Here is a 24,609-nt window from a genome sequence, read left to right on the forward strand (position 1 = left end):
GTCGAGCGGGGCCTGCCAAGGTTCGGCGGGTTCCGGACATCGCGTTCCGGAGGGCTCGCGGGGGTGCGGCGGCCGACGTACCGTGATCCGGTGAGCACCCGTACCACCTCCAGCGCACCCGCCGCCGACCCCGTCGACGTCGCCGCCACGGCCTCCCCGAGCGCGGCCGCCCCGAACGCGTCGCGCCGCGGCGGCATCCGCACCTGGGCCCAGTTCCTCGCGGCCGGACTCGTCTGGGGCGCGAGCTTCCTGTTCATGGCCGTGGCGCTCACGGGCATCTCGTTCACCCAGGTCGCATGGACGCGCACGGTGCTCGGCGGACTCACGCTCGGCCTCGTGGTGCTCGTCGCCCGGCCGCGCGTCGGCGGCGGCCCGGTGCTGCCGCGCCGGCCCGTCGTGTGGCTGCACTTCCTCGTGATCGGGGTCCTCGGCTGCGTCATCCCGTTCCTGCTGTTCTCGTGGGCGCAGCAGAGCGTGACCTCGAGCCTCGCCTCGATCCTCAACGCGACGACGCCGCTCATGACGGCGATCATCGCGACGCTCGCCTTCCGCGTCGAGCGGCTCGATGCATCGCGCTGGCTCGGCGTGCTCGTGGGCATCGCGGGCGTCGTCGTCATCATCGCGCCCTGGCGTTCCGAGCTCGCGGGCAGCCTCGCGGGCCAGCTCGCCTGCCTCGGCGCGACGGCCTGCTACGGCGTCATGTTCGGCTACACGCGCAAGTTCCTGAGCGGCCTGCCGATCGCGCAGACGACGTTCGCGTTCCTGCAGGTCGGCATGGGCGCCGCCGTGATGCTGATCCTCACGCCGCTGCTCGCGGTCGGGCCGGTGCGCCTCGACGCCGCGATCGTCGCGTGCCTCGCGATCCTCGGCATCCTCGGCACGGGACTCGCCTACGTCTGGAACATCGGCGTGATCCGCGACTGGGGCCCGACGAACGCCTCGACCGTCACCTACGTCACGCCCGTGGTCGGCGTCGTGCTCGGCGTGCTCGTGCTCGGCGAGCCGCTCTCCTGGAACGAGCCCGTCGGCGCGCTGGTCGTCATGCTGGGCATCCTGCTGGCCCAGGGGCGGGTGCGGATGCCGCTCGCGCGCCGCTCGGCGACCGCCCCCTGACGCGCGCCGCCGTGCGGCCGCCGGGTCGGCCCGGTCCGACGCCGACCGGCCGGGCCCTGTGCAGCCGCCGCGCGATGTGATGAGGTGAGCAGGTGACGAGCGCCTCGCAGCCCGCCCCCGATCCCACCGCCGACGCGACCTCGTCCGCGGCTGACCTCGCCGCGGCGTTCCGCAGCGGTGCGACCACGCCCGACGCGGTCGCCGAGGACGCCCTCTCGCGTGCCGCGCACTTCGAGCCGTCCGTGAACGCATTCTCGGACCACGATCCGAGCCGGGTGCGAGCGGATGCCGCGGCGAGTGCCGAGCGGTTCCTCCGCGGCGCACCGATCGGCCCGCTCGACGGCGTGCCCGTCACGGTCAAGGAGAACATGCTGCGCGCGGGCATCCCGGCACGAGCGGGCTCCGCGGCATCCGCCCCGGTCGTGCCCGACGCCGACTCGCCGATCGTCGCCAGGCTCAGGGAGGCGGGCGCGATCATCCTGGGCTCGACGACGATGCCCGACTGGGGCATGCTCTCGTCCGGCGTCTCGAGCCTGCACGGCATCACGAGGAGTCCGCTCGACCCGGCGCTCACGGTGGGCGGATCGAGCGCAGGCGCTGGTGCGGCCGCCGCCGCGGGCCTCGGGCCGATCCACATGGGCACCGACATCGGCGGCTCGGTCCGGTTGCCCGCGGCGTGGCTGGGCCTCGCGGGCTTGAAGCCCAGCGCCGGGCGGGTGCCGATCGACCCGCCCTACCTCGGCCGGGCCGGCGGGCCGATCGGACGCCGCGTCGCCGACCTCGCCGCCGCGATGTCCGTCGTCACCGGGCCCGACGTGCGCGACCACACGGCGCTGCCGTACGAGGAGATCGACTGGGCAGACCCCCTGATCGACGTGCGCGGACTCCGGATAGGCGTCCACACCGACGCCGGGGCGGGACTGCCCGTCGATCCCGGGATCGCCGCCGTGGTGCGCGCCGCCGCGGGGAGGTTCGCCGCAGCCGGCGCGGAGGTCGTCGAGCTCGCCCCGTTCCTCGACGACGGGCTGCTCGGGCAGGTCGACCGGTTCTGGCGGGTGCGGTTCCGGCGCACGTTCGACGAGCTCCCGCCGGAGTCGCGCGATCGCGTGCTGCCGTACATCGCGCGCTGGGTCGCGCCCGGTGCCGGCGTCTCGGGCACCGACGCGCTCGCCGCATACGACGACATCGGCGAGCTCCGGCATCGCACCGTGCTCGCGACGGCACCGTTCGACGCGGTGCTCTCGCCGGTCGCGCCGATGGTCGCGTTCCCGGCTGAGCGGCCGATGCCGTGGGGCGAGGAGGACCTCGGGATGGCGCACATCGCGTTCACCCTGCCGTACAACATGTCGGGCCAGCCGGCCGTCAGCATCAACGCGGGCACGACGCCGGACGGGCGCGCGATCGCACTGCAGATCGCAGGGCCGCGATTCGCGGACGCGCGGGTGCTCGCGCTCGCCGCGTGGTGGGAGCGCGAACGGCCGGCGGATGCCGCGGTGCCGCTGCTTCCCGCGCGGTCTTGACATCCGATCACCTGCATGATTGGTTAATTACTAAAGTAACTAACCAATGAACCGATGCGAGGTGTCGTGGACGAATCCCGGCCGATCTTCCTGCAGATCGCGGAGCAGATCGAGAACGACATCGTCGACGGCCACGTCGCCGAGGACGCCGCGATCCCGTCGATCAACGAGCTCGCCGCATTCCACCGCATCAACCCCGCGACCGCGCTGAAGGGCGTGAATCGACTCGTCGAGCAAGGGCTCGTGGCCAAGCGTCGCGGCGTCGGCATGTTCGTCGTCCCCGGTGCGCGCGATCGGCTCATCGAACGTCGCCGCGCCGAGTTCGCGGCCGAGTACCTCCGACCGCTCATCGTCGAGGCCGCCAAGCTCGGCATCGGCGTCGACGAGCTCGCGGGCATGGTCCGCGAGGAAAGGATCCTGACATGACCACCACCGTCGTCCGTGCGCGCGGGCTCACCAAGCGCTACGGGTCGTTCACCGCGATCGACGGCATCGACCTCTCACTCGAGGAGGGCCGCATCTACGGCCTGCTGGGCCGCAACGGCGCCGGCAAGACGACCGTGATGCAGTTGCTCACCGGGCAGATCTTCGCGAACGGCGGCGAGCTCGAGGTGTTCGGCCGGCAGCCGGCCGAGCACGCCGACGTCCTCCGTCGGATGTGCTTCATCGCGGAGGCCCAGCGCTACCCCGAGGACTTCACGCCGGCGCACGTCTTCCGTTCCGCGCCGTGGTTCTTCGAGCACTGGGACGCGGAGTTCGCCGAGCGGCTCATCGATGACTTCCGGTTGCCGGTGAAGCGACGCATCAAGAAGCTCAGCCGCGGTCAGCTCTCGGCCGTCGGCGTCATCGTCGGCCTCGCGTCGCGTGCGCCGCTGACGTTCTTCGACGAGCCGTACCTCGGCCTCGATGCCGTCGCGCGCCATGTCTTCTACGACCGACTGCTCGAGGACTACGCGGCGCACCCGAGGACGGTGGTCCTCTCCACGCACCTGATCGACGAGGTCGCGAACCTCCTCGAGCACGTGATCCTCATCGACCAGGGGCGGATCCTGCTCGACCGCGATGCCGACGAGGTGCGCGGCAGTGCGACCACGGTCGCGGGTGCCCGTGCCGCGGTCGAGCAGTTCGTCGCCGGACGGCCCGTGATCGGCCGCGAGGGCATCGGCGGACTCGCATCCGTCACGATCGACGGCCGCCTCGACCACGACGAGCGCATCCGCGCAGCCGAACTCGGGCTCGAGCTCGCGCCCGTCTCGCTCCAGCAGCTCATCGTCCACCTGACCGGCGCCGAACTCGCCGAGTCGACCCAGAGGGAGGTCGCGGCATGACCGTCACCGCCAGCGCCACCGATTCCTCCTCCCGTGCGACGGCGGCCGACGCGTCGAGCCGGGTGCGGCCGAACGAGATCCTGCGAATCGTGCGCCTGCACACCGTCAACCCGGCCATCTTCTTCGGCGTGCCGTGGATGATCCTCGGCGGCGCGTGGGCGGTCACCATGATCATCGCGCTCATCATCCAGGGCGCCGCAGGCCCGCTCGACCAGACGGAGACCGGCTTCGAGTACAGCTGGGCCGTGATCTCCCCGCAGTGGTACCTGATCGTCGTCGGCGTGCAGGCCGTGTCGTATACGTTCCCGTTCGCGCTCGGCTTCGGCGCGACGCGCCGGGACTACTGGCTCGGGACCGGCCTGATGTTCGTGCACGTCTCGCTGATGTACGCCGCGGCGATCGCGACCCTGCTGATCGTCGAGCGGGGCACGAACGGCTGGGGGATCGGCGCGGGGATGTTCGATGCGCTCTGGTACGTGGGCGCCGACTGGGGCACCGCGTTCTACACCACCTTCGCGCTCCAGCTCCTGGTGCTCTTCATCGGCGCCGGCGTCACGACCGTCTACATGCGGTGGCGCATGAAGGGCATGATGACCGTGCTCTTCGGCGGTGTCGCCGTGATCCTCGCGATCATCGCCGTCCTCACCTTCAGCGAGACGTGGGAGACGCTCGGTGCCTGGCTCGCCTCGATCGGCGTCGTCGGCGTGTTCACGCTCGTGCTCGCGACGGCCCTGCTCTGGGCGGTCGCCGGACTGCTCGTGATCCGGCGGGCGACGCCGCGATAGGGGGTTCGCGGCGCGTCGGGCGCGGCACCCGAGCCGAATGCCGCGCCCGTCCGCCGTGGTTGTGGAATACCTCGGTGGGGTATATCGTTCGAGTTGGCACAAGTACCCCAGTGGGGTACTCTCGACACGATTCGAACCAGACGAGGAGAACGAGATGACCGAACGCGAGTACCAGGTGACCGGGATGACCTGCGGGCACTGCGAGTCGTCGGTGCGCGAAGAGGTCGGGCAGCTGTCCGGCGTGACGGGCATCCGGGTCTCGGCCGCCGACGGCCGCCTGGCGCTCTCGGCCCCGACCGATCTCGACGACGCCGGCGTGATCGCCGCGGTCGAGGAGGCCGGCTACTCCGCCGTGCGCGTCTGACGGCGATGACGGACCTCGCGAGCGGATCGGCCGACGAGCGGATCGTCGAGCTCGAGATCGACGGCATGACCTGCGCCTCGTGCGCCATGCGCATCGAGAAGAAGCTCAACCGGCTCGACGGCGTCACGGCGACCGTGAACTACGCGACCGAGAAGGCCCGGGTCTCGGCGCCCGAGGGCGTCGACGCCGCCGAGCTCATCGCGACGGTCGAGGCGGCGGGCTACCGCGCCGAGCTCCCGCCGCCACCGGCGCCGACCGGAGGCGCCGACGGTCCGATCGCCGCGCCGGAAGGCGCCACCGCGGAGACCAGGGCCGACGCCGAACTCCGTTCGCTCCGTACGCGTCTCATCGCCTCCGTCGTGCTCTCGGTGCCCGTGATCCTCCTCGCGATGGTCCCACCGCTGCAGTTCACGTACTGGCAGTGGGCATCGCTGGCGCTCGCCGCCCCGGTCGTTACGTGGGGGGCCTGGCCGTTCCACCGCGCGGCGCTCGTCAACCTCCGGCACGGCGCTGCGACCATGGACACCCTCGTGTCGCTCGGCGTGACGGCGGCGTTCCTGTGGTCGCTGTACGCGCTGTTCCTCGGCACCGCTGGCATGCCCGGCATGGTGCACGGATTCGAGCTCACGGTCGTGCCGAGCGACGGCGCGTCGAACCTGTACCTCGAGGTCGCCGCGGGGGTGACGATGTTCGTGCTGCTCGGCCGGTACCTCGAGAAGCGGTCGAAGCGTGCAGCGGGGGCCGCGCTCCGGGCACTGCTCGAACTCGGCGCGAAGGACGTCGCGGTGCTCCGCGACGGCGTCGAGAGGCGCATCGCCGTCGAGCGACTCGCGGTCGGCGACGCGTTCGTCGTCCGCCCCGGCGAGAAGATCGCGACCGACGGCGTCGTGATCGAGGGCCGGAGCGCGGTCGACGCGTCGCTCGTGACGGGCGAGTCGGTGCCGGTCGAGATCGCGGCGGGCGACCCGGTGATCGGCGCGACGGTGAACGCCGGCGGCCGACTGGTGGTGCGCGCGACGCGCGTCGGCGCAGACACGCAGCTCGCGCAGATGGCGCGACTCGTGGAGGACGCCCAGGCGGGCAAGGCGCAGGTGCAGCGGCTCGCCGACCGCGTGGCGGGCGTCTTCGTGCCGATCGTGATCGTCGTCGCGAGCGCGACGCTCGGCGTCTGGCTCGCCGTCGGATTCCCCGCCGCAGCCGCATTCACCGCGGCGGTCGCCGTGCTCATCATCGCCTGCCCGTGTGCACTCGGGTTGGCGACCCCGACGGCGCTGCTCGTCGGCACCGGTCGCGGCGCCCAGCTCGGCGTGCTCATCAAGGGCCCCGAGGTCCTGGAATCCACTCGTCGCATCGACACGATCGTGCTCGACAAGACCGGTACGATCACGAGCGGCCGGATGTCGCTCGCGACCGTCCACGCGGCCGACGACGTCGACGAGGCCGAACTGCTCCGCCTGGCGGGCGCGCTCGAGCACGCCTCCGAGCACCCGGTCGCGCGGGCGATCGCGGATGGCGCGGCGGCCGGGGTCGGCGCCCTGCCGACGCCCGAGTCGTTCGAGAGCGATCCGGGGCTCGGCGTTCACGGCGTCGTCGACGGGCACCTGGTGGTCGTCGGCCGGCCCGCGCTGCTCGCCGACTGGGCGATCGAGCCCGACGCGGGAGTCGCGGCATCCGTCGCCGCTGCGGAGGCCCAGGGGCGCACGGCCGTCGTCGCCGCCTGGGACGGCCGGGTGCGCGGCGCGCTCACCGTTGACGACGCCGTGAAGCCGACGAGCGCCGACGCGATCGCCCGACTGCGCGCGCTCGGTCTCGAGCCGATCCTGCTCACGGGCGACAACGAGACCGTGGCCCGCAGGGTCGCCGCCGAGGTCGGCATCGAACGCGTCGTCGCCGAGGTGCTGCCCGCCGACAAGGCCGCCGTCGTCGCCCGCCTGCAGGGCGAGGGCCGCTCGGTCGCGATGGTCGGCGACGGGGTGAACGACGCCGCAGCGCTCGCGCAGGCCGACCTCGGCATCGCGATGGGCACGGGCAGCGACGTCGCGATCGAGGCCGCCGACCTCACGCTCGTCAGGGGCGACCTGCTCGCCGCGGTCGACGCGATCCGGCTGTCGCGTCGCACCCTCGGCGTGATCAGGGGCAACCTGTTCTGGGCGTTCGCGTACAACGTGGCCGCGATCCCGCTCGCGGCGCTCGGGCTCCTGAACCCCATGCTCGCCGGAGCGGCCATGGCGTTCTCGAGCGTGTTCGTCGTCGGCAACAGCCTGCGCCTGCGCGCGTTCCGATCGGCGGTCCCGACCGCGTCGCCGACCGCACGTGCATGAGAATCCGGGCGGAGGGCCGCCCGGGATGGTCGTCGGGCGGATGTTCATGCACCATGCTGCGGCGACGTCGAACGAAGTGCGCGCACGGATGACACGGGCGGTCGGCCGGGCCGCCCGGTTCGCCTAGGGTCGAAGCATGACCGCCGAGACCCCCGACCGCGCCGCCGACCCCACCCCGCCCGGGGGCGGCGGCACGGTCGACGAACGCGACGCCGCGATCACGACCCTCCTCGGCATCCGCTCGAGCATCGACAACATCGACGCCGCGCTCATCCACCTGCTCGCCGAGCGGTTCAAGTTCACGCAGCAGGTCGGCCGCCTGAAGGCCGAGCACGGCCTACCGCCGAGCGACCCGGACCGGGAGAAGCGGCAGATCGAACGGCTCCGCTCGCTCGCGGAGGACGCGCACCTCGACCCGGCGTTCGCCGAGAAGTGGTTCAACTTCGTGGTGGCCGAGGTGATCCGCCACCACGAGGAGATCGCCGACGGCTCCGGGTCGGACCGCACGTGAACTGGTACCCGACGCGGGTGCCGCCGCAGGCCGGGCGCCAGGTGCTCGTCACGGGGGCGAACGCCGGACTCGGGTTCTTCACGTCGGCGCGGCTCGCACGCGCCGGCGCGCACGTCACGTTGTCGGGCCGCAACCCCGAGCGGCTCGCCGCAGCGGTCGCCGCGATCCGCACCAGGATGCCCCGCGCCTCCGTCGACACGCTGGTGATCGACACCTCCTCGCTCGAGTCGGTGCGCGCCGGTGCCGACCGGCTGCTCGACCGCGCGCCGCTCGATGCGGTCGTCCTGAACGCCGGCATGGTGCACACCCCGAGCGAACGCCGCGAGTCGGAGGACGGCCACGAGCTCGTGCTCGCCACCAACGTGCTCGGCCACTTCGCCCTGCTCGCCGACGTCGTGCCCCACCTCGCGCGCGGCGCCCGGGTCGTCTCGGTGGGCTCCCTGTCGACGCGGCTCTCGACGTTCCGGGTCGACGACCTGGAGCTGACCCGGTCGTACGACTCCTGGCGCGCGTACGCGCAGTCGAAGATCGCCGCAGCCTCGCTCGCCTTTGAACTCGATCGTCGCCTGCGCCGTGCGGCGACGGATGCCGCGGAGGCGGTCGGGGCGGCATCCGTCACGCCCCGGGTGCACAGCGTCGTGGCCCACCCGGGCTATGCGATCTCGGGACGCACGCCGCGTGTGCCCGGCGTGAACCAGCCGCCGACCGCCGACCGGTTCGCCGATGCGCTGCAGGCCGCATGGGCCCAGGGCAAGCACCGCGGCGCGGAGGCGATCGTGCACGCCGTCACCGCCGACGACGTCGAGGGCGGCCAGTTCTGGGGCCCGCAGTGGATGGTGAAGGGACCGCCGCGCCTGGCGACGCCCACGCGCACGAGCCGCGACGCGCGCATCGGGGCCCGGGTGTGGTCGTTCGCCGAGGACGCCGTCGGCCGCAGGTTCGACGTCGGGAGCGGCCGCTCGTGATCCGGGGAATGGTCTCGCGCTGGTGGTCGCAGCCGGGCGTCAGGATGCGCATCGCCCGCGTGGTCGTCGTCATCGGGATCGCGCTCGGCGTCTTCGGGGTGTTCAGCGCGCGCTACGGGTTCCTCTTCGCCGGGATCATCATCATCGGGCTGGGTGCCGGGCTCGGGCCGGCGCGCATCCGCAAGCGACGCGAGTAGGCCCGCGGGAGTCGAGCGCGTAGCGTGTCCGCATGATCAGCCGCGACCTCGCCCTGCAGTTGCGCGACGCCGGGCTGGCGTGGCATCCGGACTCGGGCGACCGATTCCAGCTCGACCTGCCGAGCGACGTCGAGGCCGAGGCTGAGGCCGACACCTTCACGGTGAGCGAGATGACCATCGAGACGCGTCGCTATCCCACCGGCACCATCCTCGCCTTCAACGGGACGACCGAGTGGGCGCTCGACTCCGTCGCCCTCGCCGACGCGGTGTGGCTGCCGCGCGAGGACCAGCTGCGCGAGCTGCTCCGCGCCACGTTCCGGAGCCTGCGTCGCCTGCCCGACGCCTTCGAGGTGGCGATCGAGGTCGCCGGCGACTCGGTCGCCTTCGAGCACCCCGACGCCGCCGAGGCCTACGGCATGGCCCTCCTCGCCCTCATCGAGCGCACGCGCTGATCGGGCGCGCCGGTGATCGGGCGGCCGGCCCGGGTCGGTCGGAGCGGGCCGGCCGTCCGGGCCTACTGCAGCGCCTTCGCCTTGAGCGCCTCGTATTCGGCGGCCGTGATCGCCCCGCTGTCGAGCAGCTTCTTCGCCGACTCGATCTCGCCTGCGGCCGACTGCTGCGTACCCGCGACCGAGCGCACGTACGCGTCCTGCTGGGCGCTCATCTCCTGTGCGCGCGCCATGTTCACGGCCGTTCCCTTCGTTCGCGGGTGCGGGATTCCGCCCCGTGTTGCGCGAACGCTAGCGGTCGACGATCGGGCGCAGCTGGGACCAATGGCACGCGGATAGGCTCGGGGCATGGGGTCGACGGATGCCGCGGCCGCGGCTGAGCGGGCGCGCGACGCCGTGGACGGGGCGGTGCGAGCGCTCGTCGAGGCCTCCGCCCGCACCGAGACCCTCGCCGAATTCGTGCCCGAGCGTCGCGTGCTCGGCATCCCTCGCGCGCCGCGCATGCGGGTGATCGGGCCGATCTGGCGACTCGGCGTGCTCCTGCTCGACGCCGACGGGCGGCTCTACTCGACCGGGCGCGTGGTGCGCGCCGAGCGCGCGGTGCGGAGGAGCGTGCTCGCCGAGTCGATCGCCGAGCAGCGCGCCTATCGCGCTGCCGCGATCCGCGGCGGCATCGCCGAGGGGACGAGCGTGGTGTTCGACGCCGTGCCGCTCCACCTCGAGGCCGACGCGCTCGCCGAGGGCGTCGGGCCGCTCCTGCTCACGTCGTTCGCCGACGGGACGGTCGACGTCGGCGTGCGCTGGAACCCGACCTCCGCCGGGGCGATCCTGCCGCTCGGCTCCTACCTCTCCGAGCGCGTCGAGCTGCTGGCGCATCCGCCGCAGGGCGCCTGACGTGGGTGCTCAGTCTCGTGACCCCTCACCGTCCGCATCCGTCCGGCCCGGGCGCTGCTCCTGCTCGGCGATCGACTCGACGACCGAATCGTGGAGCCCGCGCTGCCCCGTGTGCAGTTCCTGGTAGGTCTCGCCGGCGCCCGTGAGCGGGCCGAAGGCCGCCCGTGCCCGTTGCCCGCGCGGCGCTCGCACGGCGCGCACGCCCATGCCGACGACGAGTGCGGCCACGAACAGCGCGGCGAGGATTCCGATCACGCCCTCCATCAGAACCCGAACTCCGTGACCGCGGGCAGGCCGCCGTCGCGCCAGCCCTCGAGCGCGAACCGCTCGTGGTGCACCAGGCGTGCGGGCAGGTCGTCGAGCGCGAACCACTCGAGCGCACTCGCCTTGTCGGGTTCCTGCAGCGACGGGATGCCCCGCCACGACCGCGCGACGAAGAAGACGTCGAGCCGCTGGTCGATCGGCAGCCCGGTGGGCGCCGTGCGGTGCATCGCGGTGATCGGCTCGAGGTCGGACTCGGCGACCTCGACCCCGATCTCCTCGAGCGTCTCGCGCACGGCGCCGGCCACGAGCGTCTCACCCGGATCGACGTGCCCGGCCGCCGATGCGGCCCACCACCCGTCGTAGTAGCCGGTGCCCGCTCGCATCTGCAGGAGCACCCGGGCGCCGTCGACGAGGAACACGTAGGCCGCGGGGATCAACGCGAACGTGCCGTGCTCGGCGGCGTACGCCGCCGGATACGACTGCCGCGGCTCGTCAGACATCGGCCTCCGATCCGCCGGCTCAGTACCCGACGACCGGGCCGAACGCGTCGGCGAGCGGGGCGCGGTTGACGCCGCGGAGCTCGTCGATCGACACCGTGAACGCGCCCTGCACCTCGAGCGAGCCCGACGCGGCATCCGTCACGCCGATGCGGCGAACCGGGTAGCCGCGACCCTCGCAGAGGCCGCGGAACTTCACGTCGTCCTCGCGGGGAACGGTCACGATGACTCGACCCGTCGACTCGGAGAAGAGCGCCGTCGCGAGGTCGATCCCGGCGTCCTCAGTGACCTCGCCGAGGAACACGCGGGCGCCCACGCCGAAGCGGCCGACGCCCTCGGCCAGCGCGATCGCGAGGCCGCCGTCGGAGAGGTCGTGGGCCGAGTCGATGAGGCCCTCGAGCGCCGCCGCCCGGAGCAGCTCGGCGAGCTGCTTCTCGCGGCCGAGGTCGACGAACGGGGGGATGCCGCCGAGGTGGTCGTGCACGACGCCGGCCCACGCGGAGCCGTCGAGCTCGGCGTAGGTCTCGCCGAGCAGGTAGATGTTGTGGCCGTCGTCCTGCCAGCCCGACGGGATGCGGCGGGCGACATCGTCGATCACGCCGAGCACCGCGACCACCGGGGTCGGGTGGATCGGCACGTCGCCGGTCTGGTTGTAGAAGCTGACGTTGCCGCCGGTGACGGGGATGCCGAGCTCGAGGCATCCGTCGGCCAGGCCCGTGACGGCCTCGGCGAACTGCCACATGACCTCGGGGTTCTCGGGGCTGCCGAAGTTCAGGCAGTCGGAGATGCCCATCGGGGTGGCGCCGGTCACGGCGACGTTGCGGTACGCCTCGGCGAGCGCGAGCTGAGCGCCGCGGCGCGGGTCGAGCTGGCAGTAGCGCCCGTTCGCGTCGGTGGCGACCGAGACGCCGAGCCCCGACTCCTCGTCCACCCGGATCATGCCCGCGTCGTCGGGCGCGGAGAGCGCGGTGTTGCCGAGCACGTAGTGGTCGTACTGGTTCGTGATCCACGCGGCATCCGCCTGGTTGGCCGAACCGACGAGCTGCAGGAACTGGGCGCGCAGTCCATCGGCGTCGTCGTCGGCCGGGCGCTCGAGCGCGGCGGCCGTGTCGGCCTGCAGCGCGTCGAGGTACGACGGGACGGTCATCGGGCGCTCGTAGACCGGGCCGTCGACGGCGACCGTGCGCGGGTCGACGTTCACGATCTCCTGGCCGCGCCACGTGATCGAGAGGCGGCCGGTGTCGGTGACCTCGCCGAGCACGCTCGTCTCGACGTCCCACTTGTCGACGACCTCCATGAAGCCGGCGAGCTTCTCGGGTCGCACGATGGCCATCATGCGCTCCTGGCTCTCGGACATGAGGATCTCCTCGGGCGTGAGCGACGGGTCGCGCAGCAGCACGTCGTCGAGCACGATCGACATGCCGCCGTCGCCGTTGGCCGCGAGCTCGGAGGTCGCGCACGAGATGCCGGCCGCACCGAGATCCTGGATGCCCTCGACGAGGTCGCCCGCGAACAGCTCGAGGCAGCACTCGATGAGCACCTTCTCGGCGAACGGGTCGCCGACCTGCACCGCGGGGCGCTTGGTCGGGCCGCCCTCGGCGAACGTGTCCGAGGCGAGGATCGACGTGCCGCCGATGCCGTCGCCGCCGGTGCGGGCGCCGAACAGCACGACCTTGTTGCCGACGCCCTTCGCGTTGGCAAGGTGGAGGTCCTCATGCCGGAGCACGCCCACGGCGAGCGCGTTCACGAGCGGGTTCTTCTGGTACGTCGGGTCGAACCACGTCTCGCCGCCGATGTTCGGCAGGCCCAGGCAGTTGCCGTAGAAGCTGATGCCCGCGACCACGCCGTGCACGACGCGCGCCGTGTCGGGGTCGTCGATCGCCCCGAAGCGCAGCGCGTCCATGACGGCGACGGGGCGGGCGCCCATCGAGATGATGTCGCGGACGATGCCGCCGACGCCGGTCGCGGCGCCCTGGAACGGCTCGATGAAGCTGGGGTGGTTGTGCGACTCGATCTTGAACGTGACCGCCCAGCCCTCGCCGATGTCGAGCACGCCGGCGTTCTCGCCGATGCCCACCATCAGGTGCTCCTTCATCTGGGGCGTGACCTTCTTGCCGAACTGGCGCAGGTGCACCTTGCTCGACTTGTAGGAGGCGTGCTCGCTCCACATCACGGAGTACATCGCGAGTTCGGCGCTCGTCGGCCGACGGCCGAGGATGTTGCGGATGCGCTCGTACTCGTCGGGCTTCACGCCGAGCGCCGCGTACGGCTGCTCCTTCTCGGGGGTCGCCATCGCGACCTCGACGGTGTCGAGCACCGGCGTCGTGGGGGCTGCGGTCGGCGCAGCGGTCGTGGCGGGTGCGTCAGTCACGGTGTGGCGAGCTCCTGGAAACGGCGGCGAGACGGTTGCCGCGGGCGGATGCCGGTCCCCCCGAGTCTACCCGGCGTGCTCAGGCGAGCACGGCGCGGGCGGATGCCGCGCCACGGCATCAGTCGGCGCGCGAGAACGCGGCGGCACGCTCGACCTGGTCGCGCGTGAGCGCGACGCCCGTGTACCGCTCGAACTGCCGGGCCGCCTGGAGTGCGACGACCTCGGCGCCCGTGATCACGGGGGTGCCCTCGGCGCGGGCGGCCGCGATGAGCGGCGTCTCGGCGGGGAACGCCACCACGTCGAAGACCGTCGAGGCGCGTTCGATGTACGCCTCGTCGAATGCGAGCGCAGCGGCATCCGCCCCCTGCATGCCGAGCGGCGTGACGTTCACGATGACGTCGAAGGATGCCTCGGGCTCGTCGGCGACCCACGCGTAGCCGTACTTCTGCGCCAGCGCCGGCCCGGCCTCGGCATTGCGGGCGAGCACCGTGAGATCGCCGAACCCTGCGCCGCGGAACGCTGCGACGACCGCCTTCGCCATGCCGCCCGAGCCGCGGACGACGACCCGCGCCGCCGGGTCGAGCCCGTGCTCGGCGATGAGCTGCGCCACCGCCTCGTAGTCGGTGTTGGATGCCGTGAGCCGGCCGTCGTCGTTCACGATCGTGTTGACGGACTCGATCGCGGCGGCGGAGTCCTCCATCACGTCGACGAGCGGGATCACGGCCTCCTTGAACGGCATCGACACCGAGCAGCCGCGGAAGCCGAGCGCGCGCATGCCGCGGATCGCGCCCTCGAGGTCGTCGGTCGTGAACGCCTTGTAGAGGAAGTTCAGGCCGAGCTCGTCGTAGAGGAAGTTGTGGAACCTCGTGCCGAGGTTCGACGGGCGACCGGAGAGGGAGATGCAGACCTGCATGTCCTTGTTGAGGATCGGCATGCCGCCATTCTCGTCGCGCTGCGCCGTTCGGACGCGATTCGGCGGCACCGGGGCGGGGGAGGCGTCCATTCGCGTCCGATCGAGGCCCACGGCAATGGCGAACGGCGACACGGGCCGGAGGATATGTTGTGGGAGCGCTCTCTTGGGTCTCGGCGCGGCGAGCACCTCCCGGCGCGCCGAGCGGCCGAAACCGGACAGCAGGTCATCGATACCAGTGTCCACAAGGGGGTTGTGCGATCGGCGTCGGTCTGCCTACCCTGTCCGGGACCACCTCGGTCGATCCCTTCCCCAACTGCAATGGAGCAAGAATGGACTCGAGAATGAGAGCGCTCTCACGCCGAAGCGTGGGAGCCCTGGTGGCCGGAGCCGTCGTGGCCGCCCCGCTCGCCGCCACCGCCACCGCGACCGCGGCCGGCAGCATCGCCGTGATCGCCGACTTCGAAGGCGGTGCACCTGACGGCTTCTTCTCGTACGGCTCGGCCGGCTTCGGCATCGTCGACATCGCCCCCGACGCCCCCGACGCGAAGCCCGGGCAGACCGAGCCGACCAAGGTCGTCTCGTACGGCTGGGACGTCACCGCACCCGGATCGTTCGGCGGCGTCGGCCAGACGTTCGCCGCCTCCAGGGACCTCAGCGCCTTCGAGGGCGTGAGCTTCCTCGTCGACGGGTCGGGCAACGGCGCCGTCTACCAGTTCGAGCTGTTCGACGGCGGACCGAACGCCGACGGCTCGGAGCGGTTCGACGTCGACCTCGTCGACGACACCGACGGATGGAAGCAGGTCACGCTGCCCTGGTCGGCGTTCAGCCGCGCCACCGACTTCCAGCCCGGGGGCGCCCCCGACGACGGGCTCGGCCTGACGTCGCTCTGGGGATACGCCATCCCCGCGGTGACCGGCAGCGACACCATCCGCGTCGACGACATCGTCGCGTTCTCCGGGGCGGACCTCACGCCGTCGGTCTCGTTCTCCACGACCGCGGTCTCCGCGATCGAGGGCGACGCGTTCGACGTGGAGATCCGACTCGACCTCGCCTCCGCCTCCCCCGTCACCGTCGACCTCGGTGCGGTCGACGGCACCGCGACCCTCGCCGACGGCGACTACGCCGACCCCTCGACGACCGTCGAGTTCGCGCCGGGCGAGACGAGCCGCGTCGTCCAGGTCGCCACGACCGGTGACGACGCCGACGAGGGCGACGAGACCTTCGCGCTCGAGCTCGCGAACCCGTCGGGCGCGCAGCTCGGGTCGCTCTCCTCGCTCGCGGTCACGATCCTCGACGACGACGGCGAGGTCGTCGGCCCGCCGGACGGTCGGACCACCATCGTCGACGACCACGAGTCGCCCCTCGTGCGCGGCGACGCCGGCGGCATCCCCGTCGGTTGGTTCGAGGCGCAGGACCCGAGCAGCACCGTCGCGTTCGAGCGCACGGATGCCCCGCCGGCTCCGGTTCCGGGCGCCGCCGCGGACAATGACGTGCTGCGCGCCGACTTCGACGTGACGAGCTTCGGCGTGGTCGTGCGCAACTTCACGAACGAGGCCGCCGACGCATGGACGACCCAGGACTGGTCGACCTACGAGGGCATCGGGTTCTGGATGTACGGCAACGGCTCCGGCACCGACCTGTTCCTCGACCTGCTCGACAACCGCAACCCCGGTTCGACGACCGACGACGCCGAGCGCTTCGTGGTGTCGTTCGAGGACGACTGGCGCGGGTGGAAGTTCCTCACGTTCGACTTCGCGGACTTCTCGCGCAAGAACATCGGCAACAACGCGCCGAACGACGGGCTGACCCTCACCGAGATGCACGGCTACGCGTTCGGCTCGCTCCGCACCACGACGCCGCAGACCTTCCTGTACGACGACGTGCTGCTCTACGGCGAGGTCGAACCGCCCGCCCTCTCGGTCGGCTTCGACCGAGCCGGGTACGAGGTGACGGAGGGTGACACGCTCACGGCCGTCGTCCGCCTGAACCGCATCGCCGAAGAGGACGTCACGGTGGACTGGGAGTCGCTCTCGATCGAGGCGCGCACTGCGACGGAGGACCTCTCCGCCACCGAGGGCCGCGACTTCACGCCCGACAACGGGTCGGTCACGATCCCGGCCGGCGAGCGCGAGGCGACCATCGAGCTGCCGACCCTCCAGGACGGCAAGCACGAGGTCGACGAGACGTTCGTCGTCCGGTTGTCCGACCCTCAGGGCGCCGAGTTCGGCTTCGTGCGCACCGCCACGGTGAGCATCCAGGACGACGACGCGGCCGACCCGACGCTGATCGACGACTTCGAATCGACCCCGTGGCTGTTCGACACGACCGGCAAGTCGGCGCTCACGACCCGTGAGATCGCCGCCGACTCGGGTGCCGGCTATGCGGGCCAGGACGATTTCGAGAACGTCGCCGACTTCGCCTACACGGGCCGGTCCTCGCTCGGCCGCGAATTCGCGGGCGGTCAGGACTGGTCCGACGCCGAGAGCCTCAGCTTCTGGATGAAGGGGACCGGCAAGGCCACCCCGGTGACGGTGGAGATCCTCGACGACCCTGCACCCGACGCCGGCCCCGACACGTGGGAGCTGGCGTGGAGCGACGAGTTCGACGGTCCCGCCGGCGCCCCGGCGGACCCGGAGAACTGGACCTACGAGACCGGAGGCTGGGGCTGGGGCAACGACGAACTGCAGTACTACACCGACAGCACCGACAACGCGGCGCTCGACGGCGACGGCAACCTCGTCATCACGGCCCGCGAGATCGACCCGGCGACGACCGACCTCGAGTGCTGGTACGGCCCGTGCGAGTACACCTCGGCGCGCCTGATCACCGAGCAGAAGCAGGAGTTCGAGTACGGCCGCATCGAGTCGCGCGTGCAGGTGCCCGAGGGCTCCGGCATCTGGCCGGCGGTGTGGTCGCTCGGCACCGACTTCCGCGAGGTCGGCTGGCCGCAGACCGGCGAGATCGACGTCATGGAGTTCGTCGGCCGACTGCCGAACGAGATCTTCGGCACCATCCACGGCCCCGGCTACTCGGGCGGTCAGTCGTACGGCGGCATCTACGACTTCGGCGCTCCCGTGCCCGGCGACTGGCATGAGTTCGCCGTCGAGTGGACGCCCGAGCAGATCGTCTGGACGGTCGACGGCATCGTCTACCACCAGGCCGATCCGGCGGATGTCTCGCCCAACGAATGGGTCTTCGACCACCCGTTCTCGCTGTTGACCAACGTCGCGATCGGCGGCAACTTCGGAGGCGCGCTCGGTGAGGACCTCGAGTTCCCGCAGTCGCTCACGGTCGACTACGTGCGCGTGTACCAGGCGCCGGACACGGCCGAGCGGTTCACCGCGAGCACCGTGGTCCGTGGCACGGGTTGGCAGCAGGTCACCATCCCGTTCGACGCCTTCGAGCGGGCCGACGAGCAGCCCGAGGGTGCACCCGACGACGGCCTGACGCTGACGGACGTGCAGGGATACTCCCTCTCGTTCGGCGGCAAGGGCACCGTCTCGATCGACCGCGTCACGGTCGAGTGAGCCGGCGCTCCTGACCCGACGAACGAGGGCGGGGCGGATGCCGCGGCATCCGCCCCGCCCTTCGTCGTGCCGGGAGCAGCGAGTCGTCAGTCGCGCCCGCCGGGCGGGCCGATGAGCAGCAGGACCGTGAAGACGGCGGCGATGCCGAGCACGGCGGCGATGGTCAGCAGCAGCGGGCGGGCGAGGAACCAGTGCAGCAGCCGGTTGACCACGTTGCGGTCGGCGGGGTGGTCGGTGGGCTGGCGGCGCCACGACCCGTCGAGCTTGTCGCGTCGGAGCAGCCAGACCTCGAACGGGATGGTGGCATAGGGCACGACGGCGAACACGACGCCGAGCAGGATGAGGCCGAACGGCCACCGCTGGTTCACGCCGACGAGCGCGGCCGTGAACGCGTACGCGAGGAACACGAAACCGTGGATCGATCCGCCGACGAGCACCGCCCAGTCGAGGCCGAGCGTCGCCCGCATGATGAGCGCGGTGATGAGGACCGTCCAGGTGATCGCCTCGGCGATCGCGAGCATCCGGAACAGCCGCTTCGGCGTCAGGCCGGGTGCGACCGAGGTCACGGGTGTCGTGACGGGCGGGAGGTGGAGCGTGTTCGAGATGGTGGCGGGCCTGGGGTTCGGGTCGGGGGAGCTCACGTTCCCATCCTTGCAAGCCCGGCGGGCGGCCGCATCGAACGAAGGATGGACGGAGCGTCGGAGTAGGGTGATCCGGTGGACGACGCGCAGGTCCGCGAGCTCGTCGAGTCGAAGCTCGCGACGATCCCCGACTTCCCGGAGCCCGGGGTGGTGTTCCGCGACCTGACCCCCGTCTTCGCCGACGGGCCGGCGTTCCATGCCCTCTCGGAGGCGCTGACCACGCCGTTCGCCGGCGGGTTCGACCACCTCGCCGGCGTCGAGGCGCGCGGCTTCCTGCTCGCCGGCGCGGCCTCCGCGCTCTGCGGAGCGGGCGTGCTGCCGGTTCGGAAGGCGGGCAAGCTGCCGCGTGCGGTGATCCGCGAGGAGTACGAGCTCGAGTACGGCACCGCGGCGCTCGAGGTCCACCAGGGCGAGCTTCCGCCGGGCTCGCGCGTGCTCATCGTCGACGACGTGCTCGCCACGGGCGGCACGACCGAGGCCACGGTGCGCCTCGTCGAGCGGGCCGGATGGCAGGTGGCCGGAATCTCGGTCGCGATCGAGCTCGAGGCGCTCGGCGGGCGGGCCCGGCTGGGCGACCGCTACGAGGTCCGCAGCCTCCTGCAGTACTGACGGCCGCCGCGGCGGCCGTGCCGCGCTCAGCCGCGCGCGGCGGCCTCCCGCGCCCGCAGGTCCTTGCGGAGGATCTTTCCCGACGCCGACTTCGGCACGGCGTCGATGAACTCGACCACGCGCACCTTCTCGTGCGGCGCGACGTGCTCGGCGACGAACGACATGACGTCCTCCTCGTCGAGCGACTGCCCGGACTGCACCACGACGAAGGCCTTCGGCACCTCCTGGCCGTCCGCGTCGAGGGTGCCGATGACCGCGGCGTCGGCGATCGCGGGGTGGCCGAGCAGCACGGCCTCGAGCACGGCCGGGGCGACCTGGTAGCCGTGGTACTTGATGAGCTCCTTCAGCCGGTCGACGATGCGGAACACGCCGTCGGCCGTGACGGTCGCGACGTCGCCGGTGTGGAGCCATCCGTCGCCGTCGATCATGTCGGCGGTCGCGTCCGGACGGTTCAGGTAACCCGACATGACCTGCGGTCCGCGGATGAGCAGCTCGCCGGGCGCGCTCGCGGTGCCATCGGCGGGGACCGCGACGTCCTCGCCGGAGTCCGGGTCGACGATGCGCGCCTCGGTGTTCGCCAGGAGCATGCCGATGCTGGAGCGGTCGAGGTCGGTGCGATCGACGGGGATCACGTGCGTCACCGGGCTGGTCTCGGTCATGCCGTAGCCCTGGCAGACCGTGCAGTCGAGCCGGGAGGCGACGAGCTCGGCGAGGGCGCCGTCCAGCGGCGCCGCGCCCGAGAACACGACCTTCACGCTGGAGAGGTCGAACTCGTCGATCATCGGGTGCTTCGCCAGCGCGACCGCGATCGGCGGGGCGACGAAGAGCCACGTCGCGCGGTGCTCGCTCACGATGCGCAGGAACTCGGCGAGGTCGAACCTCGGCATCGTCACGAGCACGGCGCGCTGCCGCAGCGCGAAGTTCAGCAGCACGGTCATGCCGTAGATGTGGAAGAACGGCAGCACGGCCAGCACCCGGTCGCCCTCGGCGAGGCCGATCGTCGCGCGGCACTGGGCGACGTTCGCCACGAGGTTGCGGTGGGTGAGCATGACCCCCTTCGGCAACCCGGTCGTGCCCGAGGAGTAGGGCAGCACGGCGACGTGCGTGGCGGGGTCGAACGACACGTCGGGCGCGGAGCGCCCTTCGCCGAGCAGGTCCGCGAGCGACGGATGCCCCGGCGCGCCGTCGAGCACGACGACCTGCTCCGCGGGGAGTCCGAGCCGGTCGGCGGCGGCGCTCGCGCCGGGCAGGAGCGGGGTCACGGTGATGAGCCACCTGGCGCCCGCGTCCTCGAGCTGGGCCGAGATCTCCTCGGGGGTGTACAGCGAGTTGATCGTGGTCGCCGTCGCTCCCGCGCGGAGGATGCCGTGGAACACCGTGGCGAAGGCGGGCACGTTGGGGCAGAGCACCGCGACGACGTCGCCCACGCCGATGCCGCGGGCGGCGAGCGCGCCGGCGAAGCGGTCGATCTGGCCGAGCAACTGGCGGTACGTGGTGGCGGCGCCGCTCGTCCCGTCGATGAGGGCGGGATCATCGAGCCCGGACTCGTCGAGGTCGCCGAAGAGGTACTCGTGGACGGACAGGTTCGGGACGTCGACGTCGGGTGCCGAGGCGTGGACCATGCGATCTCCTTCGATCTGCGGGTGCGACCCATCATGCCTCGCCGCGTGCCCGTCGGGGGAGTACCGTCGGCTCCATGGCACCAGCACCGGATTTCAGCGACCTCAGCGCGGTGTACGTGAACTGCACGCTCAAGCGATCGCCCGAGGTGAGCAACACCCAGGGGCTCATGGATGCGAGCATCGCGCTCATGCGGCAGCACGGCGTCGCCGTCGAGACCTTCCGCTTCGTCGACCACGACGTCGCGACGGGGGTCTTCCCCGACATGCGCGAGTACGGCTGGGCGGCGGACGCGTGGCCCGACGAGATCTGGCCGAGCATCCGCGACGCCGACATCCTCGTGATCGGCGGCCCGATCTGGCTCGGCGACAACTCCTCCGTGACCAAGCGCCTCGTCGAACGGCTCTACGCGATGAGCGGAGAGCGCAACGCGAAGGGCCAGTACGCCTTCTACGGCAAGGTCGGCGGCGTGGTCATCACCGGCAACGAGGACGGCATCAAGCACTGCGCGATGGACCTGCTCTACTCGATGCAGCACATCGGGTACACGATCCCGCCCGCCGCCGACGCCGGCTGGATCGGCGAGGCCGGCCCCGGGCCGAGCTATCTCGACGAGGGCTCCGGTGGGCCCGAGAACGACTTCACCAACCGCAACACGACGTTCATGACGTACAACCTCATGCACCTCGCCAGGTTGCTGAAGGACGCCGGCGGGATCCCCGCCGTCGGCAACGTCCGCGACGAGTGGGACTCGGGCGAGCGCTGGGGCTACCGGCCGACGCCGGACCACCCCAACCCCGAGTACCGCTGAGGCCCCGCCCTACGCGGCCTACGCGACGTCGGCCGCGCAGCGGAACCCGAGGTGCGTCGTCGACGAGTCCTCGGCCTGCGACGACCGTGCGGCCGGGCGGTACCGCCGGCAGTACTCGGGCGCGCAGAGGTGCGAGCCGCCCTTCGTCACGTGCAACGCACGCGACGGGGCCGTGCCCGAGAGCAGGTCGGCGCGCTCGCCGCGGTCGACGGATGCCGCGCCCGGCGGAACGTGCCGGGGCGTGAAGGGGTCCGAGGTCCACTCCCAGACGTTGCCGATGACGTCGACGAGTCCGAACCCGTTCGGCGCGAACGCGCCGACGGGCGAGGTGCCGCCCCACCCGGTGTTCCGGTAGGGGAAGCTGCCCTGCCAGGTGTTCGCCATGACGATGCCGTCGGGCGTCCGCTCGTCGCCCCACGCGAACTCGGCGCCGTCGAGGCCGCCCCGCGCCGCGTACTCCCACTCGGCCTCGGTGGGCAGGCGTCGATCGGCCCATTCCGCGTAGGCCGTGGCGTCCGCGAACGCGACGTGGACGACGGGGTGGTCGGCCCGGTCGTCGATGCCCGACTCGGGCCCGAACGGATGGCGCCAGTCGGCGCCGGGCACCCAGCGCCACCACTGGCGCCAGTCGCGCAGGTCGACGGGACCGTCGGTCGGCGTGAAGACGAGGGAACCGGGCGCGCGATCGGCCTCGGGGACGTCGGCGAACTCGACCGGGTCGAGGGGGCGCTCGGCGGTGGTCACGTAGCCGGTCGCGGCGACGAACTCGGCGAACCGGGCATTGGTGACCGGGTGGCGCTCGATCGCGAACGGCGCGACGACCCGCTCGTGCTGCGGCGCCTCCTCGGGGTAGTGGACGTCGCTGCCCATGCGGAACGTGCCGCCGGCGAGGGGGACGAGCTCGGTGAGCGCCATCCGTTCAGGCTACCCGCGCGGGAGGGGCGACCGCCCGGTGGCCGCGGCGGGCGCACCGGTGCGATACTGCGGGTATGGTCCGTCACGATCCGACGGTGGACGCCTGGTTCGAACGCTACGACAACCCGCAGCGCGACCTCGTGATGGCGGTCCGCGACGTCGTGCTCAGCGCCGACGAGCGGGTGACCGAGGCCATCAAGTGGCAGGCGCCGACCTTCGCCTACCGGGGCAACATCGCGTCGTTCTACCCGAAGGCGAGGACGCACGCCAGCCTGATGTTCCACCGCGGCGCGGAACTGCCCGACCCCGATGGGATCCTCGAGGGCGACGGCGAGGTCTCGCGCGTCGCGAAGTTCGCGGACGCCGCCGAGCTGGAGCAGAAGCGCGACGCCCTGCAGGCGCTGGTCCGCGCCTGGATCGCCGCTCGCGACGCGGGCTGAGGGCGACCGGCAGGCGGGCCCGCAGCTGGCCGCGGCCTCCGCATGCGCTGGGCAGACCCCGAGAGCGCGGCCCTCGGTTTGCACTGCCCACCGGGGCCCGGCCTACGCTGGTGGGCCCGACCGGAGGGAGTCCCCGTGCCCGACGCCACCACCTGGGAGACCGTGATGGTCTTCGCGATCGCGCTCGTCGTCGCGGTCGTCGCGACCTTCGTCGTCTCGGCGATCGCCTCGATCATCGTGCGCGCGGCCGCGCGACGACGCGACTGGGCGGGGATCCTGATCCGTCGCGCCAGGTGGCCGTTCCGAACCGTGCTGCTCGTCGGCGGCACGTGGATCGCGATCGCACTGGCGTTCCCCGATGCGGGCTGGCGCCCGCCGGTCGATCACGCGTTCCTCATCGGCATGATCGCCGCAGGCGCGTGGCTCGTCGCGCAGCTGTTCCTGTTCCTCGCCGACGTGGGCGTGAGCCGGTACCGCATGGATGTCGCCGACAACCGGGTCGCCCGCCGCGTGCACACGCAGTTCCAGATCGTGCGCCGTCTCGTGGTCGTCGTCATCGTGATCCTCGCGGTGGGCGCCATCCTGCTCACCTTCCCCGGGGTGCGCGCCGTGGGCGCCAGCGTGCTCGCCTCCGCCGGAATCGCCTCGATCGTCGCGGGCCTCGCGGCGCAGTCGGTGCTCGCCAACATGTTCGCCGGCATCCAGATCGCCTTCAGCGAGGCGATCCGCGTCGACGACGTGGTGGTCGTCGAGGGCGAGTGGGGCCGCATCCGCGAGATCACGCTCACCTACGTCGTGGTCGTCACGTGGGACGAGCGGAGCGTCGTGCTGCCCTGCACGTACTTCACGACGAAGCCGTTCCAGAACTGGACCAAGTACGGCAGTGCGTTGATCGGCTCGGTGGAGCTCGACGTCGACTGGCGCATCTCGACCGATGCGATGCGAGAGGAACTCGACCGCATCCTCGAGGGGGAGGAACTCTTCGACGGGCGCACGAAGGTGCTGCAGGTGACCGAGGCGACGGGCGGGCTCGTGCGAGTCCGGGTACTCGTCAGCGCGGCGGACTCGGCGGCGCTGTGGGACCTCCGGTGCCTCGTGCGCGAGGACCTCGTCGAGTGGATCCGGGAGCAGGACGCCGGGGCGCTGCCGCAGCAGCGCGTGCTCGTCGGTGCGGATCCGGCCGCGCGGACGGATGCGGTCGAGCGCGCGGAGCGTCGTGGGGCGACGGAGGGCGCGTCCGGGCCCGATCCGTCGCCGGCGGATGCCCCGGAGTCGCGGCCGGCGACGGGCTCCATGCCGCGCGCCGGGCTCTTCTCCGGGACGGCGGACGGCGAGCAGCGCGCGTCGGAGTTCACGCAGGCGATCCCCGTGCAGCGCGAGGACGAGGCCGACGATGCGCGAGCAGGGGCCGACGTCGCTGGCGACGGCCGGGCGGACGAGTCGAGCGAGCCTGACGAGCCGACGCGCTGATTCGCTGACGCGGGCACGGGGCGACGCGGCGCGCTGACCCGGGCGCCGGCCGAGCCGGCGCGTCGGCACGAGTCGAGGGCGACG

The 24,609-nt window shown here is 72.0% G+C and carries 25 protein-coding genes; 17 read left to right on the plus strand and 8 right to left on the minus strand.

Annotated elements, in window-relative coordinates:
- The first annotated feature begins 90 nt into the window (after positions 1-90).
- From ACSJD1_RS02230 to ACSJD1_RS02280, 11 genes are all read left to right on the plus strand, one after another.
- A complete protein-coding gene (locus ACSJD1_RS02230; RefSeq protein ID WP_438853683.1) occupies positions 91-1,113 on the plus strand; it encodes a DMT family transporter in 1,023 nt (340 codons plus the stop codon).
- Between the two features lie 92 nt (positions 1,114-1,205).
- Positions 1,206-2,633 (plus strand): amidase, encoded by a 1,428-nt coding sequence (locus tag ACSJD1_RS02235; protein WP_438853684.1) that lies wholly within the window; start codon positions 1,206-1,208, stop codon positions 2,631-2,633.
- Between the two features lie 66 nt (positions 2,634-2,699).
- Entirely contained in the window at positions 2,700-3,059 is a 360-nt protein-coding gene (locus tag ACSJD1_RS02240) for a GntR family transcriptional regulator (protein WP_438853685.1), read from the plus strand.
- Positions 3,056-3,961: an ABC transporter ATP-binding protein gene (locus tag ACSJD1_RS02245; protein ID WP_438853686.1), complete on the plus strand. Its 906-nt coding sequence runs from the start codon at positions 3,056-3,058 to the stop codon at positions 3,959-3,961. The genes ACSJD1_RS02240 and ACSJD1_RS02245 overlap by 4 nt, the downstream gene beginning before the upstream one ends.
- Positions 3,958-4,746 carry a hypothetical protein gene (locus ACSJD1_RS02250; protein WP_438853687.1) on the plus strand — a complete coding sequence of 263 codons (789 nt, stop codon included), beginning with the start codon at positions 3,958-3,960 and terminating at the stop codon, positions 4,744-4,746. The genes ACSJD1_RS02245 and ACSJD1_RS02250 overlap by 4 nt, the downstream gene beginning before the upstream one ends.
- Before the next feature lie 154 nt (positions 4,747-4,900).
- Positions 4,901-5,110: a heavy-metal-associated domain-containing protein gene (locus ACSJD1_RS02255; protein WP_438853688.1), complete on the plus strand. Its 210-nt coding sequence runs from the start codon at positions 4,901-4,903 to the stop codon at positions 5,108-5,110.
- Positions 5,111-5,115: 5 nt separating this feature from the next.
- On the plus strand, positions 5,116-7,431 hold the full coding sequence (locus ACSJD1_RS02260) for a heavy metal translocating P-type ATPase (RefSeq protein WP_438853689.1): 2,316 nt from the start codon (positions 5,116-5,118) through the stop codon (positions 7,429-7,431).
- Positions 7,432-7,567: 136 nt separating this feature from the next.
- Positions 7,568-7,942 carry a chorismate mutase gene (locus ACSJD1_RS02265; protein WP_438853690.1) on the plus strand — a complete coding sequence of 125 codons (375 nt, stop codon included), beginning with the start codon at positions 7,568-7,570 and terminating at the stop codon, positions 7,940-7,942.
- Positions 7,939-8,907: an SDR family NAD(P)-dependent oxidoreductase gene (locus tag ACSJD1_RS02270; protein ID WP_438853691.1), complete on the plus strand. Its 969-nt coding sequence runs from the start codon at positions 7,939-7,941 to the stop codon at positions 8,905-8,907. Before ACSJD1_RS02265 ends, ACSJD1_RS02270 begins: the two co-directional genes overlap by 4 nt.
- Positions 8,904-9,104 (plus strand): hypothetical protein, encoded by a 201-nt coding sequence (locus tag ACSJD1_RS02275; RefSeq protein WP_438853692.1) that lies wholly within the window; start codon positions 8,904-8,906, stop codon positions 9,102-9,104. The genes ACSJD1_RS02270 and ACSJD1_RS02275 overlap by 4 nt, the downstream gene beginning before the upstream one ends.
- 32 nt (positions 9,105-9,136) lie before the next feature.
- Positions 9,137-9,556, plus strand: coding sequence for a pilus assembly protein CpaE (locus tag ACSJD1_RS02280; RefSeq protein WP_438853693.1), 420 nt, complete (start codon positions 9,137-9,139; stop codon positions 9,554-9,556).
- Positions 9,557-9,618: 62 nt separating this feature from the next.
- On the opposite strand, the gene ACSJD1_RS02285 is transcribed toward ACSJD1_RS02280, so the two are convergent.
- Positions 9,619-9,786 (minus strand): SHOCT domain-containing protein, encoded by a 168-nt coding sequence (locus tag ACSJD1_RS02285; protein WP_438854107.1) that lies wholly within the window; start codon positions 9,784-9,786, stop codon positions 9,619-9,621.
- Between the two features lie 115 nt (positions 9,787-9,901).
- Here ACSJD1_RS02285 and ACSJD1_RS02290 point away from each other — a divergent pair, with 115 nt between their 5' ends.
- Complete coding sequence (locus tag ACSJD1_RS02290; RefSeq protein ID WP_438853694.1) at positions 9,902-10,447, plus strand: hypothetical protein; 546 nt, start codon at positions 9,902-9,904, stop codon at positions 10,445-10,447.
- 9 nt (positions 10,448-10,456) lie between these two features.
- Here the strand turns inward: ACSJD1_RS02290 and ACSJD1_RS02295 are convergent, their stop codons facing one another.
- The 4 genes from ACSJD1_RS02295 to ACSJD1_RS02310 all read right to left on the minus strand — a co-directional run bounded on the left by ACSJD1_RS02295 (position 10,457) and on the right by ACSJD1_RS02310 (position 14,513).
- Positions 10,457-10,702, minus strand: coding sequence for a hypothetical protein (locus tag ACSJD1_RS02295; RefSeq protein WP_438853695.1), 246 nt, complete (start codon positions 10,700-10,702; stop codon positions 10,457-10,459).
- Positions 10,703-10,710: 8 nt separating this feature from the next.
- Positions 10,711-11,211, minus strand: a complete 501-nt coding sequence (locus ACSJD1_RS02300) for an NUDIX hydrolase (protein WP_438853696.1) — start codon at positions 11,209-11,211, stop codon at positions 10,711-10,713.
- Between the two features lie 19 nt (positions 11,212-11,230).
- On the minus strand, positions 11,231-13,501 hold the full coding sequence (gene purL, locus ACSJD1_RS02305) for a phosphoribosylformylglycinamidine synthase subunit PurL (RefSeq protein WP_438854108.1): 2,271 nt from the start codon (positions 13,499-13,501) through the stop codon (positions 11,231-11,233).
- A 196-nt stretch (positions 13,502-13,697) separates the two neighbouring features.
- Positions 13,698-14,513, minus strand: coding sequence for a shikimate 5-dehydrogenase (locus ACSJD1_RS02310; RefSeq protein WP_438853697.1), 816 nt, complete (start codon positions 14,511-14,513; stop codon positions 13,698-13,700).
- Positions 14,514-14,869: 356 nt separating this feature from the next.
- On the opposite strand from ACSJD1_RS02310, the gene ACSJD1_RS02315 reads away from it, so the two are divergent.
- The gene (locus ACSJD1_RS02315; RefSeq protein WP_438853698.1) at positions 14,870-18,019 is read left to right on the plus strand and encodes a carbohydrate binding domain-containing protein; all 3,150 of its coding nucleotides are present in this window, start codon (positions 14,870-14,872) and stop codon (positions 18,017-18,019) included.
- Between the two features lie 86 nt (positions 18,020-18,105).
- Here ACSJD1_RS02315 and ACSJD1_RS02320 read toward each other — a convergent pair whose 3' ends face one another.
- The gene (locus ACSJD1_RS02320; protein WP_438853699.1) at positions 18,106-18,660 is read right to left on the minus strand and encodes a DUF3817 domain-containing protein; all 555 of its coding nucleotides are present in this window, start codon (positions 18,658-18,660) and stop codon (positions 18,106-18,108) included.
- Positions 18,661-18,735: 75 nt separating this feature from the next.
- Here ACSJD1_RS02320 and ACSJD1_RS02325 point away from each other — a divergent pair, with 75 nt between their 5' ends.
- Positions 18,736-19,269, plus strand: a complete 534-nt coding sequence (locus tag ACSJD1_RS02325; protein WP_438853700.1) for an adenine phosphoribosyltransferase — start codon at positions 18,736-18,738, stop codon at positions 19,267-19,269.
- 26 nt (positions 19,270-19,295) lie between these two features.
- Here ACSJD1_RS02325 and ACSJD1_RS02330 read toward each other — a convergent pair whose 3' ends face one another.
- Positions 19,296-20,891, minus strand: a complete 1,596-nt coding sequence (locus ACSJD1_RS02330; RefSeq protein WP_438853701.1) for an AMP-binding protein — start codon at positions 20,889-20,891, stop codon at positions 19,296-19,298.
- Between the two features lie 74 nt (positions 20,892-20,965).
- On the opposite strand from ACSJD1_RS02330, the gene ACSJD1_RS02335 reads away from it, so the two are divergent.
- Positions 20,966-21,700: a flavodoxin family protein gene (locus tag ACSJD1_RS02335; protein WP_438853702.1), complete on the plus strand. Its 735-nt coding sequence runs from the start codon at positions 20,966-20,968 to the stop codon at positions 21,698-21,700.
- Between the two features lie 18 nt (positions 21,701-21,718).
- Here the strand turns inward: ACSJD1_RS02335 and ACSJD1_RS02340 are convergent, their stop codons facing one another.
- Positions 21,719-22,615, minus strand: coding sequence for a formylglycine-generating enzyme family protein (locus ACSJD1_RS02340; protein WP_438853703.1), 897 nt, complete (start codon positions 22,613-22,615; stop codon positions 21,719-21,721).
- Between the two features lie 74 nt (positions 22,616-22,689).
- Here ACSJD1_RS02340 and ACSJD1_RS02345 point away from each other — a divergent pair, with 74 nt between their 5' ends.
- Together ACSJD1_RS02345 and ACSJD1_RS02350 are read left to right on the plus strand one after the other, a co-directional pair.
- Positions 22,690-23,055 carry a DUF1801 domain-containing protein gene (locus ACSJD1_RS02345; RefSeq protein ID WP_438853704.1) on the plus strand — a complete coding sequence of 122 codons (366 nt, stop codon included), beginning with the start codon at positions 22,690-22,692 and terminating at the stop codon, positions 23,053-23,055.
- A gap of 135 nt (positions 23,056-23,190) precedes the next feature.
- The gene (locus ACSJD1_RS02350) at positions 23,191-24,525 is read left to right on the plus strand and encodes a mechanosensitive ion channel family protein (RefSeq protein ID WP_438853705.1); all 1,335 of its coding nucleotides are present in this window, start codon (positions 23,191-23,193) and stop codon (positions 24,523-24,525) included.
- Positions 24,526-24,609 lie beyond the last annotated feature (84 nt).

Source organism: Agromyces excoecariae (assembly GCF_051715505.1).
GTDB lineage: Bacteria > Actinomycetota > Actinomycetes > Actinomycetales > Microbacteriaceae > Agromyces.

Bases quoted from the DNA above. Each gene is read 5' to 3' on its own strand.
- ACSJD1_RS02280 (WP_438853693.1), top strand. From the start codon at position 9,137: ATGATCAGCCGCGACCTCGCCCTGCAGTTGCGCGACGCCGGGCTGGCG.
- ACSJD1_RS02255 (WP_438853688.1), top strand. From the start codon at position 4,901: ATGACCGAACGCGAGTACCAGGTGACCGGGATGACCTGCGGGCACTGC.
- ACSJD1_RS02300 (WP_438853696.1), bottom strand. From the start codon at position 11,211: ATGTCTGACGAGCCGCGGCAGTCGTATCCGGCGGCGTACGCCGCCGAG.
- ACSJD1_RS02335 (WP_438853702.1), top strand. From the start codon at position 20,966: ATGGCACCAGCACCGGATTTCAGCGACCTCAGCGCGGTGTACGTGAAC.
- ACSJD1_RS02285 (WP_438854107.1), bottom strand. From the start codon at position 9,786: ATGGCGCGCGCACAGGAGATGAGCGCCCAGCAGGACGCGTACGTGCGC.
- ACSJD1_RS02345 (WP_438853704.1), top strand. From the start codon at position 22,690: ATGGTCCGTCACGATCCGACGGTGGACGCCTGGTTCGAACGCTACGAC.
- ACSJD1_RS02340 (WP_438853703.1), bottom strand. From the start codon at position 22,615: ATGGCGCTCACCGAGCTCGTCCCCCTCGCCGGCGGCACGTTCCGCATG.
- ACSJD1_RS02265 (WP_438853690.1), top strand. From the start codon at position 7,568: ATGACCGCCGAGACCCCCGACCGCGCCGCCGACCCCACCCCGCCCGGG.
- ACSJD1_RS02245 (WP_438853686.1), top strand. From the start codon at position 3,056: ATGACCACCACCGTCGTCCGTGCGCGCGGGCTCACCAAGCGCTACGGG.
- ACSJD1_RS02260 (WP_438853689.1), top strand. From the start codon at position 5,116: ATGACGGACCTCGCGAGCGGATCGGCCGACGAGCGGATCGTCGAGCTC.
- ACSJD1_RS02290 (WP_438853694.1), top strand. From the start codon at position 9,902: ATGGGGTCGACGGATGCCGCGGCCGCGGCTGAGCGGGCGCGCGACGCC.
- ACSJD1_RS02250 (WP_438853687.1), top strand. From the start codon at position 3,958: ATGACCGTCACCGCCAGCGCCACCGATTCCTCCTCCCGTGCGACGGCG.
- ACSJD1_RS02330 (WP_438853701.1), bottom strand. From the start codon at position 20,891: ATGGTCCACGCCTCGGCACCCGACGTCGACGTCCCGAACCTGTCCGTC.
- ACSJD1_RS02310 (WP_438853697.1), bottom strand. From the start codon at position 14,513: ATGCCGATCCTCAACAAGGACATGCAGGTCTGCATCTCCCTCTCCGGT.
- purL (WP_438854108.1), bottom strand. From the start codon at position 13,501: ATGGCGACCCCCGAGAAGGAGCAGCCGTACGCGGCGCTCGGCGTGAAG.